Origin of the sequence: Microbulbifer sp. ALW1, assembly GCF_009903625.1 — a bacterium.
In the GTDB taxonomy this organism is placed as follows: domain Bacteria; phylum Pseudomonadota; class Gammaproteobacteria; order Pseudomonadales; family Cellvibrionaceae; genus Microbulbifer.
In genome coordinates, this window is record NZ_CP047569.1 from 4,401,070 (window position 1) to 4,416,086 (window position 15,017).

General features: G+C 57.8%; 11 protein-coding genes. 5 read left to right on the forward strand and 6 right to left on the reverse strand.

Going from position 1 to position 15,017, the window contains the following annotated elements; genetic code table 11:
* Positions 1 to 355: 355 nt before the first annotated feature.
* The 3 genes from GRX76_RS18185 to GRX76_RS18195 all read right to left on the reverse strand — a co-directional run bounded on the left by GRX76_RS18185 (position 356) and on the right by GRX76_RS18195 (position 6,139).
* On the reverse strand, positions 356 to 1,270 hold the full coding sequence (locus GRX76_RS18185; protein WP_160154576.1) for an aldo/keto reductase family oxidoreductase: 915 nt from the start codon (positions 1,268 to 1,270) through the stop codon (positions 356 to 358).
* A gap of 81 nt (positions 1,271 to 1,351) precedes the next feature.
* Positions 1,352 to 3,286, reverse strand: a complete 1,935-nt coding sequence (locus GRX76_RS18190; RefSeq protein WP_160154577.1) for a phytase — start codon at positions 3,284 to 3,286, stop codon at positions 1,352 to 1,354.
* Positions 3,287 to 3,532: 246 nt separating this feature from the next.
* Positions 3,533 to 6,139 (reverse strand): TonB-dependent receptor, encoded by a 2,607-nt coding sequence (locus tag GRX76_RS18195; protein ID WP_160154578.1) that lies wholly within the window; start codon positions 6,137 to 6,139, stop codon positions 3,533 to 3,535.
* Positions 6,140 to 6,412: 273 nt separating this feature from the next.
* Here GRX76_RS18195 and GRX76_RS18200 point away from each other — a divergent pair, with 273 nt between their 5' ends.
* Positions 6,413 to 8,392 (forward strand): PhoX family phosphatase, encoded by a 1,980-nt coding sequence (locus tag GRX76_RS18200; RefSeq protein ID WP_160154579.1) that lies wholly within the window; start codon positions 6,413 to 6,415, stop codon positions 8,390 to 8,392.
* A 37-nt stretch (positions 8,393 to 8,429) separates the two neighbouring features.
* On the opposite strand, the gene GRX76_RS18205 is transcribed toward GRX76_RS18200, so the two are convergent.
* Both GRX76_RS18205 and msrP read right to left on the reverse strand, forming a co-directional pair.
* A complete protein-coding gene (locus GRX76_RS18205; protein WP_236250661.1) occupies positions 8,430 to 9,011 on the reverse strand; it encodes a sulfite oxidase heme-binding subunit YedZ in 582 nt (193 codons plus the stop codon).
* Between the two features lie 32 nt (positions 9,012 to 9,043).
* On the reverse strand, positions 9,044 to 10,045 hold the full coding sequence (gene msrP, locus GRX76_RS18210) for a protein-methionine-sulfoxide reductase catalytic subunit MsrP (RefSeq protein WP_160154581.1): 1,002 nt from the start codon (positions 10,043 to 10,045) through the stop codon (positions 9,044 to 9,046).
* A gap of 393 nt (positions 10,046 to 10,438) precedes the next feature.
* Between msrP and GRX76_RS18215 the strand changes: the two genes are divergently transcribed.
* Complete coding sequence (locus GRX76_RS18215) at positions 10,439 to 10,585, forward strand: lmo0937 family membrane protein (protein WP_160154582.1); 147 nt, start codon at positions 10,439 to 10,441, stop codon at positions 10,583 to 10,585.
* Positions 10,586 to 10,686: 101 nt separating this feature from the next.
* On the opposite strand, the gene GRX76_RS18220 is transcribed toward GRX76_RS18215, so the two are convergent.
* Positions 10,687 to 11,295 (reverse strand): MarC family protein, encoded by a 609-nt coding sequence (locus GRX76_RS18220; protein ID WP_160154583.1) that lies wholly within the window; start codon positions 11,293 to 11,295, stop codon positions 10,687 to 10,689.
* Between the two features lie 67 nt (positions 11,296 to 11,362).
* On the opposite strand from GRX76_RS18220, the gene aceK reads away from it, so the two are divergent.
* The 3 genes from aceK to GRX76_RS18235 all read left to right on the forward strand — a co-directional run bounded on the left by aceK (position 11,363) and on the right by GRX76_RS18235 (position 15,011).
* Entirely contained in the window at positions 11,363 to 13,123 is a 1,761-nt protein-coding gene (gene aceK, locus GRX76_RS18225; protein WP_160154584.1) for a bifunctional isocitrate dehydrogenase kinase/phosphatase, read from the forward strand.
* A 209-nt stretch (positions 13,124 to 13,332) separates the two neighbouring features.
* Positions 13,333 to 14,391, forward strand: a complete 1,059-nt coding sequence (locus GRX76_RS18230) for an AraC family transcriptional regulator (protein WP_160154585.1) — start codon at positions 13,333 to 13,335, stop codon at positions 14,389 to 14,391.
* 110 nt (positions 14,392 to 14,501) lie between these two features.
* Positions 14,502 to 15,011 carry a hypothetical protein gene (locus tag GRX76_RS18235; protein ID WP_160154586.1) on the forward strand — a complete coding sequence of 170 codons (510 nt, stop codon included), beginning with the start codon at positions 14,502 to 14,504 and terminating at the stop codon, positions 15,009 to 15,011.
* Positions 15,012 to 15,017: the final 6 nt, after the last annotated feature.

Consider the following 15,017-nt stretch of genomic DNA (forward strand, 5'->3'; position numbering starts at 1 on the left):
CCTTTCGGTGGCGACGCTGTCACCGGGGAAAGTTTGCGGGACACGAGCTAGGCGCCCCCCCGTTAACCCATCCCTGGGGGCTCGGCTGCGGCCATCCAGGCCGCAGACGGTCCCGCAAACTTTCCCCGGCGACAACGTCTTCAGTTCCACCTCAGCTACTTCGACCAACCAACGCTTACGAAGTAAATAGCTTCAAATTGAAGCAAGGGTGGCGGGTGTTTGTTTTTGAAAGCGTCGGCGACAGAGACGTCGCCGACTCAGCGTACAGGGATGTATTTACAGCGGTTTCAAAAACAAACACCCGGTGCCATTGCGCCACCGGGCTGTTTTAGAAGAACTACCACCGCCGCTCAAATCAGTCCACATCCCGCCCACGCCCAGCGCGCAGCAATTCAAACCACTCTTCCCGATCCAATTCCATTTCCAGAGCAGCGAGAGCCGCAACCAGTCGTTGCGGGTTACCACTTCCCAATACCGGCACCATCTGAGAAGGGTGCTTCAGCAGCCAACTCAGTGCCAGTTGCATGGTGCCATTCTCCTCGCTCAATCCGCGGGTTTTGCACAATGCCTGCAAAGCGCTTCGTACGCGCGCGGAATCCGTATCTTCGCCGGTAAATAAACGTCCACCAGCAAATGGCGACCAGGCCATGGGAATGATCCGGTGCTGCTGGCAATGATCCAGCTGGCCGTCGAACAGGGGTTGGGAATGCAGCAGGGAAACTTCAATCTGGTTTGCCACCAGTGGCAGCGACAAGCGCGACTGCAAAAGGTCTACCTGATGCGGCAGGAAATTGGACACGCCGAGGTGTTTTACCTTGCCTTCGGCCACCAGTTGCTCCAGTACGCCTGCCAGCGCATCCGCATCCATCAGCGGGTCCGGGCGGTGCAACAGCAACAGGTCCATCTGCTCGACACCCATATCCCGCAGGCTGGTTTCCACCGCACCGCGCACGTGTTCCGCACTGGTGTCGTAGTGATTGATACGCGCACCCGAGGCGGCGCCGGCGAGGCGAATACTGCACTTACTGACAATTTCCATGCGCGCACGCAGTTCCGGCTTCAGCTTCAGTGCCTCGCCAAAAGACTGCTCGCAGCGGTAATCCCCGTAAATATCCGCCAGGTCAAAAGTGGTAACACCCAGGTCGAGCATCTGCTCAAACAGGCTCAGACGCTCGCATGGAGAGTAGTTCCAGTCCGTCAGCCGCCACAGGCCAAAGGCGATACGGGAAAGGGAAAAATCGGAGAGGAGAGAGGATGGTACGCGCTGCATAAAAAAATCCGCCGGATCGGGAAATGATTCCGGCGGATTTTCGCATATTGCCCGGGAGAGAAAACCCTCCCCGGGGTCGGCTTACTTCAGCTGCAGGGTCTCGGCGATGTCCGCCCAGGATACCAGCTTGAAGTTCTGCGTCTGGCTCGGCATGCGGTTGCGGCCGTCCTGTACCACCAGCAAGCCCTGCGGGTACTGGCTGCCGAACGACGCACTTGAAACTTCCAGGCCGTCGGTTTCCGAGCTGCCATCGAGGTTTTTATCCAGGTTGATGTCCACCTTGAAGTGGCCCACAAACTGGCTGCCGTCGCGGCTGAACAGCGCATAGCTGTTATTACCCTGACTGGACACCACCAGGTAGCTCTTGTCGCCCGCGTGATAGAGGCCCATGCCTTCCACGTCCGCCGCCAGGCGCTCGCCATCCACCGGTGCGATCAGCTGCGGCTTGGCTTCACCACTGAGGAAAGCGGCAATGTCCAGGCGCCAGATGCCGCCGTCTTCTTCGCCGAAGAACAACATCTGTTTCTCATCATCGACGACACAACCTTCCACCTGGCTCTCAACCTGGAGTGTGGCAACTTTTTCCAGACTCCAGTCCACATTGCCCGTGCCAGGCACTATCTGCAGTAACTGCACGGCGCCGTCTTTATCCGACACCCAGGTCATCAGGTCCGCGCCCTTGCGGTAAACACAGAGCCCGTAGGGGTCGTCCATTTCCAGATTGCGCAGGCCCAGGTATTCCACTTCACCGGCAGCGCTGATACCGAACAGGCTGACACCGGGATCGGTGCGATTGGTGGCAGCGGCGATGGCAACAAATTTGCCGTGCTGCATCGGCCGTAGATCCACGTTATTAACGCGGCCCACCGCAAAGTGCTCCAGTAGCTTGCCGTTCAGATCGTAGACGCTGAGACCACTTTTCTTGTCGGTCCCCAGAATCAGGCTGGCCGACGGGTTGACCGGGTTGACCCAGATTGCCGGGTCGTCGGCGGCATCGCCCCCGGATTGCACCGGTGCCGTCTGGCCGCTGGCACGTACCCGCGGTATTTCCACTGGGCTACGGAATGCCTGCATTTCCGCCGCGGGCTCCGGTAGGGTCACTGCAAAGCGGTGCACCTGGTCACTTTCTTCTTCCAGCGCCAGTAATGCGCCCTGCTGCACCGCCGCGGAAACCGGCTCAATGTCCGCCAGCGCTTCGACAAACAGCGGGCCCTGGCCGGGTGCATTGATATTGAACGCCAGTACCTTCTCACCACCGGTAAGCCACAGGTTGCCACTGCTGCTGTCCAGCCACAGGCCGCCGAACTCGCCCGCCGGCAATTCGCTGGCGGCGACGAAGACTTCGCGCGCCTCGTCCATTTCCGCGTCCGCATTCAGGCTCCAGATTCCCAGGGGCGGCTGAGCTACCAGCAGCTTGCCACTGCGGTCATCGACCACACAGGAGGACACCTGTTCACCGAAGTACAGCGGACGCAGGCCGGTAAACTCCCACGCCTGCTCCCGGGGATGCACCACATATTCGTGGCCCAGGCCATTTTCATCGATGGCAAACAGGTGGGTCCGCCCCGCCTGGCGGGAAAAGCACATGGCGACTTGCGGCGCTGTGGTGGCCATGGACGCCAGGTAGCGAATGCGCGGGCTGCCGTCTTCCACGTCCAGCAGGCGCAACTGCAATTCAGCGCCGTCTTCGTCGTAGACCGCGATCAACCAGCTGTCATCGGCCAGCTGTTGCAACGCAAAGCGCTCGACGGTACCGCCATCCAGTGCCAGTTTTTCTTCGCCCTCGCCAGTGACCAGCACCAGGCCGCGCTTTTCACTGGCCAGCAGCAGGTAATCCTTGCCGCCAAGCGCCAGTGGTGCCAGCTGACTGGAGACCACATCCGTTAGAGCAAGTTGCTGCTGCGAGGTAATCCGCTTTGGTTCCGCGGCGGTTTTCTCAATCTGGGGGCCGCAGGCGCTTAACACACCGGCGGTGGCCAGAGCGGCTGCAACTTTATAAAAGGTTTTGAACGCCATAACAGTTTCGTTTCGCAATTGTTCCGCTTGCTTCCGGGGCCCAGCTTGTCTGCTGTCGAGACCTGCAATCTGGGACCACATGCCGCGTCAAAATACGCCACAGGTGTGACCGGAATATGGCAAACAGATGACCAATGAATCCTATATAAAAAAATAGCAGAAAGCCCGGGCGCTCTGGGTGATCCAGAAGCGCTCCGGGCTTGCTGCCCAGGCCTCAATCAGATGAGACCGTGTCTAGCCCCAGGTTTAGAAAGTGCTGTAGGTGACACCCAGCACGTAGGCAGGGCCGTACTCTTCGTACTGGCCGTTATAGCCGCGACGGTTGGCGTAGAAAGGTTCGTCGGTGAGGTTGACCGCATTGAAGAACACCTGCATGCCGTTTTCGAAGCGGTACTTGGCGGACAAATCTACCTGCATGTGGTTGTCTTCATACAGGTCGAAGGCTTCGTCTTCCAGATCCACTTCCAGCAAGCGCTCGCCTTTGTAGGCGGTGGACAGACGCAGACTCAGGGCGTCGCGCTCGTAGCCAACGATGAAGTTAGCCACCAGATCCGCCTGGGAAGGCAGTGCGATCTTGTCACTGCGTTCAGTGTCTGCACCCAGGCCCAGGCTCGCTTCGGAGTCGGTCATGGTGGCGTTGGCACGCAGCAGGAAACCGTTGTCGAATCCACGGGTCCAGGACAGTTCGGCACCGGTCAGGGTCGCTTTGTCACCGTTGATTGGCTGGAAGATTTCCGCTTCTTCCACTGCCAGGCTTCCCACATACATGCTGTAGTCTGCAGTGCTGGCCACGTCGGCAGTGACCACGAAGTTGTCGATCTGCTTGTAGAAAGCACCGACGGAGAACATGCCCAGTGCGTCAGCGTAGTACTCGAAAGAAGCGTCGAAGTTGCGCGCTTCATAGGGGTCCAGCAGCGGGTTGCCGGCTTCCACTTCCAGCTCGCCCTCATCGTATTCGATGGCAGCCGGAGACGGGTTCAGGTCACCAAAGGACGGACGGGACAGAGACTCGGTGTAGGCCGCACGCAGTACGATATTTTCGCTGTAGTCGAACTTGAAGTTCACGCTCGGGAACAGCTTGCTGTAATCGCTCTGGTATTCCACGGCTGAAGCGTAAACGTCTTCGGCGATTTCCTCAGAGCCGGGGATGGCTTCGCCGGATTCCGCTACACGGTAGCCCTGGCCGGAAAAATCGGTGGCTTCGTAGCGCACACCGTAAACCAGGTTGGCGCGGCCGAAATCAATGTCGTTCATTACGTAAAACGCAGTGATGTCTTCGTTCATCACATAGTCGCGCGCACTATCCAGAGCAGTATCGGTTTCGTCGACGTCGAAGTCGGCGAGGTTGGCATTGATAAAGGCGTTCAATGCGGCTTTGTTTACGCCCGGACCGAAGGTACCGAGGCCGTATTCGATACCGTTGTTGGCAAAGTCTGCGAGGGTGAAGTCACCGCCGAAGCCATCGTATACGGTGGCATTCAGGTCACCGGTTTTTTCGCGGCGACGCTCCTGCAGACCAAACTTCAGCTCGGACGGCTTGCCAGCAACGTCAATATCGCGACGGATGTCGATGCGGAAGCTGACTTCTTCATCGTCGGTGTAGTTGTCTTCGATCACCAGCTCATCCAGCTCATAGCTGGCGGCATCCAGAGCACTGCCGCTGGCAACCATCTGCGGAATTTTACCGGCGCGGGTGTAACCCAGTTCCAGACCTTCCTGAACGAAGGTAGTGTCGCGGCGGTGCGGCTCGGACTCTTCTGCGTGGGAGAAGCCCAGCGCGTACTCAACACCCCAGTTGTTCAAGTCGTGGGAACCGCCGACCACCAGAGACAGGATCTCCTGCTCTTCATAGCGGTCTTTCAGTTCCTTTTCCAAAGCCGCATCGGACCAGATTACCGCGCTACCGGAAATGGTATCCGGGTCGTCGTTCTCTTCATCCAACTTGTAAGAATTGCGCTGGCGCTCCTCACTGTCGGAAAAATCTGAGTAGAGGCTGTGCAGATAAAGCTGATGGCCTTCGGAAACTTCCAGGTCGAAGTTGGCGGCGAGACCGGTGCGCTCACGGGTAACGGTGTAATCGCGCTGCTCGATTTCTGCAGCAGTGATACCTTCGCTCCCGTCCAGCGCAGTAAACTCTTCCCACACACCATCGGTTTCCACGTTCTCGGAACCGAAGTTGCGCTCCTGATGAGAGGCGGCAATGGCAACGCCCAGAGTGCGTCCGTTAAGGTCGAATTTATTGGTGTAGGTACCGGCCAGCTTGGGGCTATTTTCACCCTGCAACTCGCCGTAGCCATGCTCTACGGTCACCTTGTATGTCTGGCCGTCGTGATCCAGTGCGTTAATGCTCTTGATCTCAATGGCACCACCGATGGAGTCGGCGCTGATGTCCGGGGTCAGGGTCTTGAAGACTTCCAGGCTCGCCAGCAGGTCAGACGGAATCACGTCCAGGGCCACCGCACGGCTGTCGGTTTCCGGTGCCGGCAGGCTCATGCCGTTGATGGTAGAAGCGTTCAAGTTGGGATCAATACCACGCACACCGACAAAGCGGCCTTCACCCTGGTCTCGGGCAATAAAAACGCCAGCCATACGCTGCAGGGCTTCGGTCACATTGGCATCCGGCAGTTCGCCAATGGCCTCGGAGGTTTGTACCGCAACGACTTTATTGGAGTCGCGCTGACGCTCGATATCACTGCGGGCATTGGCGGCCTGTGCGGTGACCACGATAGTCTCCATCAGCTCGCCCTGCTTTCCCGCTGCCTGTTCAGTGGCTTGCTGTGCGCCAGCATTGACGCTAATTACCGCCGCCGCAATAGGCGCCAGCATTTTCAGATTGAATACAACCTTGGTCATAGTCCCCGTCCCCGTTGGATTTGATTTAGTCGGAAGAAGCCGTTGGGTGACCGGTACTTTGGCGTTGAAATCCAAGTCCGGCCTGTTGATTTGTGGGCGCAGGCTAGACTTGCGATGTGAACTTTGCGTTACGCTTTTTTTAAATTTGTCATAAAGCGCCGCTAATCTGGGCTCAGAAAAAATGAAGCAGTCGCTGCGACCGCAAACAAAAACGCGGCCTCTGGTGCCATTTCGGCACACGCAGGTGACGAACAAAAAAATGGTGAACAATTTATGACAGATTGCAAAAACACCCAGGAACAATCCCCGGATCAACCCTCAAAGCAACAGGAGCAAAGCATTAACCTGCAGCGCCGAGCCCTGTTCAAAGCGGTGGGCGGCGCCGCCGCAGTGGTCAGTGGTTCAGCGCTGCTGCCCGGCTGCAGCGAGCCCAAATCGCGGCAAGCGGGTGACGACCTCGGCTTCACGGAGATTCCCCACAGGCTCGACTTCGAGCATCATCTGCCCGACGGTTACCACGCCGATTTACTGTTGCGCTGGGGCGACCCCCTGGATGCGTTCGCCGGCAAGTTTGTGCCGGACAGACTCGACGCCACCGAGCAGGCCCGTCGTTTCGGTTACAACAACGATTTCATCGCGTTTATGCCACTGGCCCCGGATGCGGGTCCCGGAGAGGGCGACAGGCACAGCCTGAGCCGCAACAGCGAACGCGGCCTACTGTGTGTAAATCACGAATACACCCAGCCTCACCTGATGTTTTCCGGCTACACCGAAGACAGTGCCAATCGCGGTACCAGCCACCAGCACATCGCGGTGGAGCAGCAGGCCTGCGGGCACAGCATTGTGGAAATTGAAAAAACCCCGAATGGCTGGCTCCCGGTCACCGGCAGCCCTTACAACCGCCGTCTCTCCCTGACCACCGCAATGGATATCGTCGGCCCCGCCGCCGGTGACCAGCGCCTGCAAACCGGCGCCGATCACAGTGGCACCCGGGTTTTCGGCACCGTTGGCAATTGCGCTGGCGGCAAGACACCCTGGGGAACTGTGCTGATTGCGGAGGAAGGGTTTGGCGGCGCTTTCCAGGGAGATCCGGACAATGTGGCGGACGAGGTGGAAGCCCGTAACCACCACGCCTTTGGCATATCCACCGACAACCGCAACTGGGGAGATTACGATCGCCGCTTCGATATTTCCGTGGAGCCCAACGAGCCCAACCGCTTCGGCTGGATGGTGGAGTACGATCCTTACGACCCGGATTCGGTGCCCCGCAAACTCACCACCCTGGGACGCTTCGAGCATGAGGGCTTTACCCTGGTCACCAAGCCCGGTCAGCCAGTGGTGGCCTATGGCGGTGACGACGACGAACACCAGTTTGTGTACCGCTTTGTGTCATCCGGCATCTATCGCCCCGGCGACAGTGCACACAACCGGCAATTGCTCACCGAAGGCACTTTGTACGCAGCAAAATTCAACGAAGACGGCCAGGGTGAATGGCTGCCACTGCGATTCGGTCACGGCCCCTTGACGGAAGAACAGGGTTTTCGCAATCAGGCGGACGTACTGATCGATTGCCGGCGCTCTGCCAAACTGCTGGGCGCAACGCCAATGGACAGGCCGGAGGATGTGGAAACCAATCCGGTGAACGATTGCACTTATGTGATGTTGACCAAGAATAAAAAACGCAAGGAAGGCGACGAGCATGCGGCCAATCCACGCGCGCGCAATACCGCAGGTCATGTGCTTGAAATAGTGCCGCCGGGAAGAACCGGCGAGCGGGACCACGCCAGCGACAGCTTCCACTGGAATACCTTTTTGCTGGGCGGCAACCCGAACGCAGAGAACCCGGCGGAGCGCGGCGCTTACGGCCAGCAGCACCCGGGGAACATCTCTGTCAACGGGTGGTTTGCAAACCCGGACAATGTGGCGTTTGATCAGCGCGGCAATATGTGGATTGCCACCGACGGCTGCGAGAGTTTCGGTTTCCACGATGGGCTCTGGGCAATGGCAACCGAAGGCGAGTTGCGCGCGGCACCGAAGCATTTCTTTGGCTGCCCTGAGGGCGCGGAGATTTGCGGGCCCGAATTTACCCCCGACGGCAAGACCCTGTTTGTCTCGGTCCAGCACCCGGCAGACGGTGATTTTTCCACCTTCGACAAACCGATGCACCGCTGGCCGGACAATGACCCCGACTTACCACCACGACCTTCCGTGCTGGCCATTCGCCGCAAAGACGGCGGACTGGTGGGCAGCTAAATGTGCCGGAGCCAAAGTCGCTAGCGGCTTTGGCTCATTAACCCTTGAACGATCTGGCCCAACGCGCGACGGCCGCTCGCCGCCAAACCAGTAAGCAAACCGCTATCGCAAAATAAATCGCCGGCTCTATCCAACCGCTCTTCACCGACCACCAGAAATGCCAGCATGCGAGCAAGACCACGACGTACAGAAGTCCGTGGAGCTTCTTCCAGCTTTTTCCCATTTTTCTGAGCAGTGCGGGAATCGAGGTAATCGCCTGTGCCAACAGAATAAGCCAGGCAGAAAAGCCCAGAAGAATATAGGTGCGTTTGACCAGCTCACCACCAATCAACGACCAGTCGAGGCCAAGGTCCAGCGCCAGCCAGGTGCAGAAATGCAGGCTCGCCCAGGTAAAACACCAGAGCCCGAGGGGTCTGCGCAGGCGGTTCAATTGCCCAAATTGGAGTGATTTCGCCAGCGGGGATACCAAGAGCGTCAGTAGTAACAAACGAATACTGCCCATCCCCAGGTAGTGAATCAGCTCCTTGACCGGATCGCCACCGAGACGACCCTGGTTAATGGCCACAACCAACCACAGTAATGGCAGCAGGGCACCGATGTGCACCGCCAGCTGCAACACAATGGCCGTAGGTTTTTTCCAACCGCCGGCCACTAGTAAAACTTCCTTAAATCCATGTTGCGGTAAAGAGAGGCCACTTCCTCGCCGTAGCCATTAAACGGCAGCGTGGGCTGGCGCTTGACCGCGAACAGACCACCGGGGCCGATAAAACGCTCACTGGCCTGGGACCAGCGCGGGTGGTCAACCGCGGGATTCACATTGGCATAGAAACCGTATTCGTTGGCAGCGAGCCTGTTCCAGCTGGTGGGCGGCATTTGTTCCACCAACTTGATTTTGACGATGGACTTGATGCCCTTGAAGCCATATTTCCATGGCACCACCAATCGAATGGGGGCGCCATTTTGTGGCGGCAGGGTTTTACCATAAAGGCCGACCGAGAGAATGGTGAGCGGGTGCATGGCCTCATCCATGCGCAGGCCTTCCACATAGGGGTAATCCACACCGCCGCCCACATAGCGGTTGCGCTGGCCCGGCATCTGCTCCGGATCGTAAAGGGTTTCAAACGCGACATACTTAGCGCGACTGGTAGGCTCGAAGCGTTTGAGGAATTTGCCGAGTTCAAACCCCACCCAGGGGATGACCATGGACCAGGCCTCGACACAGCGCATGCGGTAAATACGCTCTTCCAGACCGATGTCTGCCATCAGTTTCCACACATCGACCGTGGCCGGCTTGGCAACCTCCCCTTCTACGGTCAGGGTCCAGGGTTCGATTTTGAGCCCCTGGCTGTTTTTCGCCGGGTCGGTTTTACCCGTGCCGAATTCGTAGAAATTGTTGTGGTTGATCACCTTGGTTTCCGGCGTCAGCATCAGATCAGGGACCCGCTTTTGCGGCGAAAATTCCAACGGTTTGCGCGGAGCCTCCTTGCCATTATCGCCACCGAATAGATCCAGGCCCCAGGTACTACTGGAAACCGCCAGACTGGCGAGGCCGGCCCCCAGACCTTTTATCAACGTGCGCCGGGAGACATAGGACGACTCGGGAGTAGCCTCTGCTTCGGTCAAAGCGCTGCGCGTACGTGATTTGATCAACACTGGGCTATCCTCTTTGTTACTTGTCGGCTGCCGTGGCCGCGAATAGTTTTTGCCTACAGACTGTTGGTCGCCAGCGGACTGAAGTTCTTACACTGCTCCGGCCGGTTTACACATCCACCTGGTCCCGCCAATTGCCTATTGGGTACTTATGTCTATTGGGTACCTATGCCTGGAGGGTACTTTCTAGGAGGTACTTTAATGTCGAACCACAACACCTTCCGACTTTAAGAACACTTCCAAATGGGTTTGTTCCTATTTATATCCATTCGCGATGTAGAACAAATTTCTTGGTGCCTGCTATCCGGGCAAACTATTGTTTTACCACGACAGCTGTCTCCCCGCTCTCATGGTGGGAATGGCTGGAAACCCCGTAATCACTGCGAGGTAGCACAAATGCTCGAGACGATTATCGTTATTCTGGTTGTGCTCTGGCTATTGGGGCTGGTGAGCTCCTATACCATGGGCGGTTTCCTGCACATATTACTGGTGATTGCCGTCATCCTGTTGATCCTGCGCCTGGTGCGCGGTCGCGGGCCATAGCAGAGATTCCAGTAGACAGGCCAGTAAGCGCCAGTCACAAAAAACGCCGGCTTTCCGGCGTTTTTTGTGACAATTAAATACGTGCGCAACCGCGAGCTGGATCACGTCATAAAAAATTGCTGCAGTCCAACCAGCACATTGGTGGTCGCCACCGAGGCCAGGATCAGCCCCATGATCCGACTGACGATGCTGGCGCCGGCATTACCAATCCAGCGGTAAATCCAGTTGGCAGTCAGCAACAACAGTAAAACGATGCCCAGTACCGCAAGCATCGCACTGGCGGTATTCATCTGGTGAATGGGGTCGAACCGGTGGTTGTCCGTGAGTACCACTGCGGCCAGCATGGCACCGGGCGAGGCAATGGAAGGGACTGCCAGGGGAAAGATCGCGGTCTCGTGTCCCTCACGGATGATTTCCACCTCCCTTTCCGGCTTGCCCTCGCCAAAGATCATGGTCAGGGCAAACAGGAACAACACTATGCCGCCGGCCACCTGAAACGCCGACAGCGGAACGCCAATGGCTTCGAGCAGATACTGCCCGAACAGCAGGAAAAACATCAGAATACCGGTGGCCACCGCTACCGCCAGAATCGCAATCTTGCGCCGCTGCCACTCACTGTGGCGGCTGGTAACGGCAATAAAGACCGGCAGTGTGCCCACCGGGTCGATCACCGCAAAGAAAAAGACAAAGCTACTGATCCAATCGTTCAAGTGGTCTCCCGTAAGCCCGTGCTAGTATCGGAAAAATAACGGAGATGATTCCACAAGAGTCTAGTGCATGACAAACCATTCCCCGACGGCGCGCCGTATCGCCAAAACGATTCTCAATGGCTTTGATGCCTACTTCGCGGACTTCCAGAATATTACCCTGGGCGCCAAGGCGCGCTTCGAAACCGCCGCCTGGCCAGCCGTGCACGAAACCAATAAAGAGCGCATTGACCTGTACAAAGTCAAGGTCAACCAGGTGTTGAAGCTGGTGCACTCGGTCACCAGTAAAGATACCACCCAGCTGGAGCTCTGGGGGCAGGCCAAGGCGACCTATAGCCAGCTCATTGCCAACAACAACAATTACGAAATTGCCGAGACTTTTTTCAACTCGGTGTTCTGCAGCCAGTTTCAGCACGCCCACATCCACGACAGCCACATTTTTGTGAAATCCTCCCGCGCCCCGGACGAGAAGCCGCTGCGGGATTACAGCATCTATATCAGCTACAACGGCCGCCACGGTCTCCGGGCAATGATCGAGGATATTCTCGCCGACTATGAATTTTCCATTCCCTGGGAGGATCTGGAACGCGATCTCGGAAACATCTGCGACGCGCTGCGCGAAGGGCCGCTGGCGGGCAAGCTGGAAGATGAAGACGACGAACAGCGCCTGCGGGTGGATATGCTGGAGTCGGTATTTTACCGCAACAAGGCGGCCTACCTGGTAGGCCGGCTGATGTTTGGTGGCGAGGTGATTCCGCTGATTCTGCCCTGCCTCAACAATGGCCGCGGCAGTATCTTTGTGGACACCGTTATCTACGACAACGATTCTGCCAGTATCATTTTCAGCTTTACCCGCTCCTATTTCATGGTGGATGCGCCCATCCCATCGCGGTTCGTGCGTTTCCTTTCCACCATCATGCCGCTGAAGGAAAAGTCGGAACTGTACAACTCCATCGGTTTCCACAAACACGGGAAGACCGAGTTCTACCGCCACGTACTGGCGCATATGAAAGTGAGCAACGACAAATTCATTATCGCCCCCGGTATCAAGGGGATGGTAATGAGCGTGTTTACCCTGCCTTCTTACCCGGTGGTATTCAAAGTCATCAAGGACAAATTCGACAACCCGAAAACGGTGACCGAAGAAATCGTCAAGGAAAAATACAAGTTCGTATCCCGCGCCGACCGGGTGGGCCGCATGGCGGACACCCAGGAATACACCAACTTTATTTTTTATCGCAATCGCTTCAGTGAAGAGCTATTGCAGGAGCTGCAAACCCTGGCGCCATCGAAGCTGCTGATGGACGACAAGTGGGTCATCATCAAACACCTGTACGTAGAGCGACGCATGGAGCCGCTCAACCTCTACCTGGATGCCGCCGACGAACCCCAGACCATCGCCGCCATGGAAGAATACGGCAACGCCATCAAACAGCTGGCCGCGGCGAATATTTTCCCCGGGGACATGCTGCTGAAAAACTTCGGCGTCACCCGCCACGGGCGCGTGGTGTTTTACGATTACGACGAACTCTGCCCCCTGACCGAGTGCAACTTCCGCAAGATCCCGGAACCGCATACCGCGGAACAGGAACTGGCAGACAGGCCCTGGTATACGGTGGCGGAAGCGGATGTATTTCCGGAGGAATTCCGGCTGTTTTTCTCCGGCAACCCGGTGGCCCGCCAGGCCTTTGAAGAACAGCACAGCGATCTCTACGACTACCGCTACTGGCAACGCCTGCAGGAACGGATTCGTGCGGGCCGGGTGGAGAGCACCTTCCCCTACCGGCGCAAAGTGCGCTTCCGGCGCCTACCGATCAAGCGCAGCCAGTAACCGGGTCCAGGCTGGACTCACTGGCGATCAACTACCGCCGTCACAAGCTGACGCTAAAGAACCGGGCAACTCACCGGGCAGGCTTGCCCTGCCTCCGGTGAACCAGTAAAACTAACCGCAAGCATTTTCGCCAGCAACAATCACCGCCAGTGATTGCCGGAACAGCGAAACATTATCCCGAAGAATAATAAGAAGTTTTGGGAGCGGATATGGATTTCGACGCACGACTGATCCCCCTGCACCGACACCCCCTGGGGTTTATCGAGGTCTTTTGCGGGCTCGGCGCCAGTTTAGAGGCGCTGCTGAAAGGCACCGGTATTTCCCCCGCCATGTTTGAACTTCAGGAAGCGCGTATCAGCTACAACCAGTGGCGCGCGCTGCTGCACAATGGCGTGCACCAGTGCGCCCACGCACAGCTGGGGCTGATCGCAGGACTGAAGTTCGACTGGAGTTTCTGGGGGCCCATGGGGTTTATGGTGCATTGCAGCCCCAGCCTCAAGGACATCGCCGAGGCCTTTCGGCGCTATATGGTTACGGTGCAGCCCTTCTACGCCCTGCACGCGGGCCGTTCCAACTCCTACCTGGACAAGGGAAACCGGGTGGTCGAACCCATTAACTACGCCACCTCCCAGGACACGGATCCGGTTCTTAAAGATTTCCTGCGACAGTTTCGTCTCGCCACGACCCTGCGAATCTGGGATGAGTGCGGCAACAAAACCGTGGCGGACCCGGACATCCATGTGCGGCTGGACCTGCCCGTGCCCAGCAGCTACGGGTATTACGCGCAACTGCCCTGTCAGTCCCTGCAGTTCGGCTGCGACCAGTCGACGATTTCCGGAAGTATCGAGCTGGTGTTCAAGCGCTTCCGGCCCATGCGGATACGCACTTATGAACGCCTGCAACGGGAGTGCGAACTGGAGCTCGATCGTTTTTCCGAGCGTTTCAGTTTCGGCAACCGGGTGCGCTGGCATATGCGCTCCCACTTCACTCCGAACCTGGAACTGAACCAGGTCGCGGAACAACTGCAACTGTCGCCGCGCAGCCTGTCCCGGCGCCTCTCCGCAGACGGCGAAACCTTCCGCGGCCTGCTGCATGAAATCCGCATGGAGATCGCCCTGCACCATTTGCAACACTCCTGCCTGGCAGTGGAGGAGATTGCCGAGTACACAGGCTTTTCCTGCGCCTCAAGCCTGCGCCGGGCGGTCAAGAACTGGAGCGGGAAAACGGCCAGTCATTTACGCACTCCGCATGCGGCTCCCCTGACCTGAGCGGCGACGCCATTTCGCATCACCAGGTGGCAAATTGCGCCCAACGGTTATGCACACAATCAACGGCTATAGTTTTAGAGAAGCGATCGAGTACCGATGGAGGTTTGGCAGTGCGGTATTTAGGCTGTGGCGCGGTGTGCGTCGGTTTGGCGTTGTTGAGCCTGGCGCAAACGGGTTGCGGCTATCTGCCCAGCGAAATGGAACCCAAGCCCAAGGCTGAGAAATCAAAGGCGCCGGAGTCTGCCGCCGGCGTCAGCCTGCATGCCGCCAGCTGCGACAGCCGCGCCAAGGGCTACCAGACGGTCGCCTTCGACGACCTCTACGATGTCACCGGCGACCCCCGCCATCCCTTCAGCCCCGCCGCGAACATTCCGGCCAAGTACGATGTGCGCGCTTATGTGTGGGGTTACGACAATTGCGGGGAGAAAGGCACCTGCCAGCACGGTGACTACTACTGGTTGATCAAGCGCGGTCCAGAGGATGATTTTTCCACCTGGGTCGTCACCCCGCAGTTCCCCCGCATTACCATTGAGTCCCGCTGCAAAGGCCAACTGAAAGTGGGCGAGCGCTACCGCTTCTCGTTTGATAACGGCAAGCTGGTGGGGTTCAGCAAAAACTGAATGTCC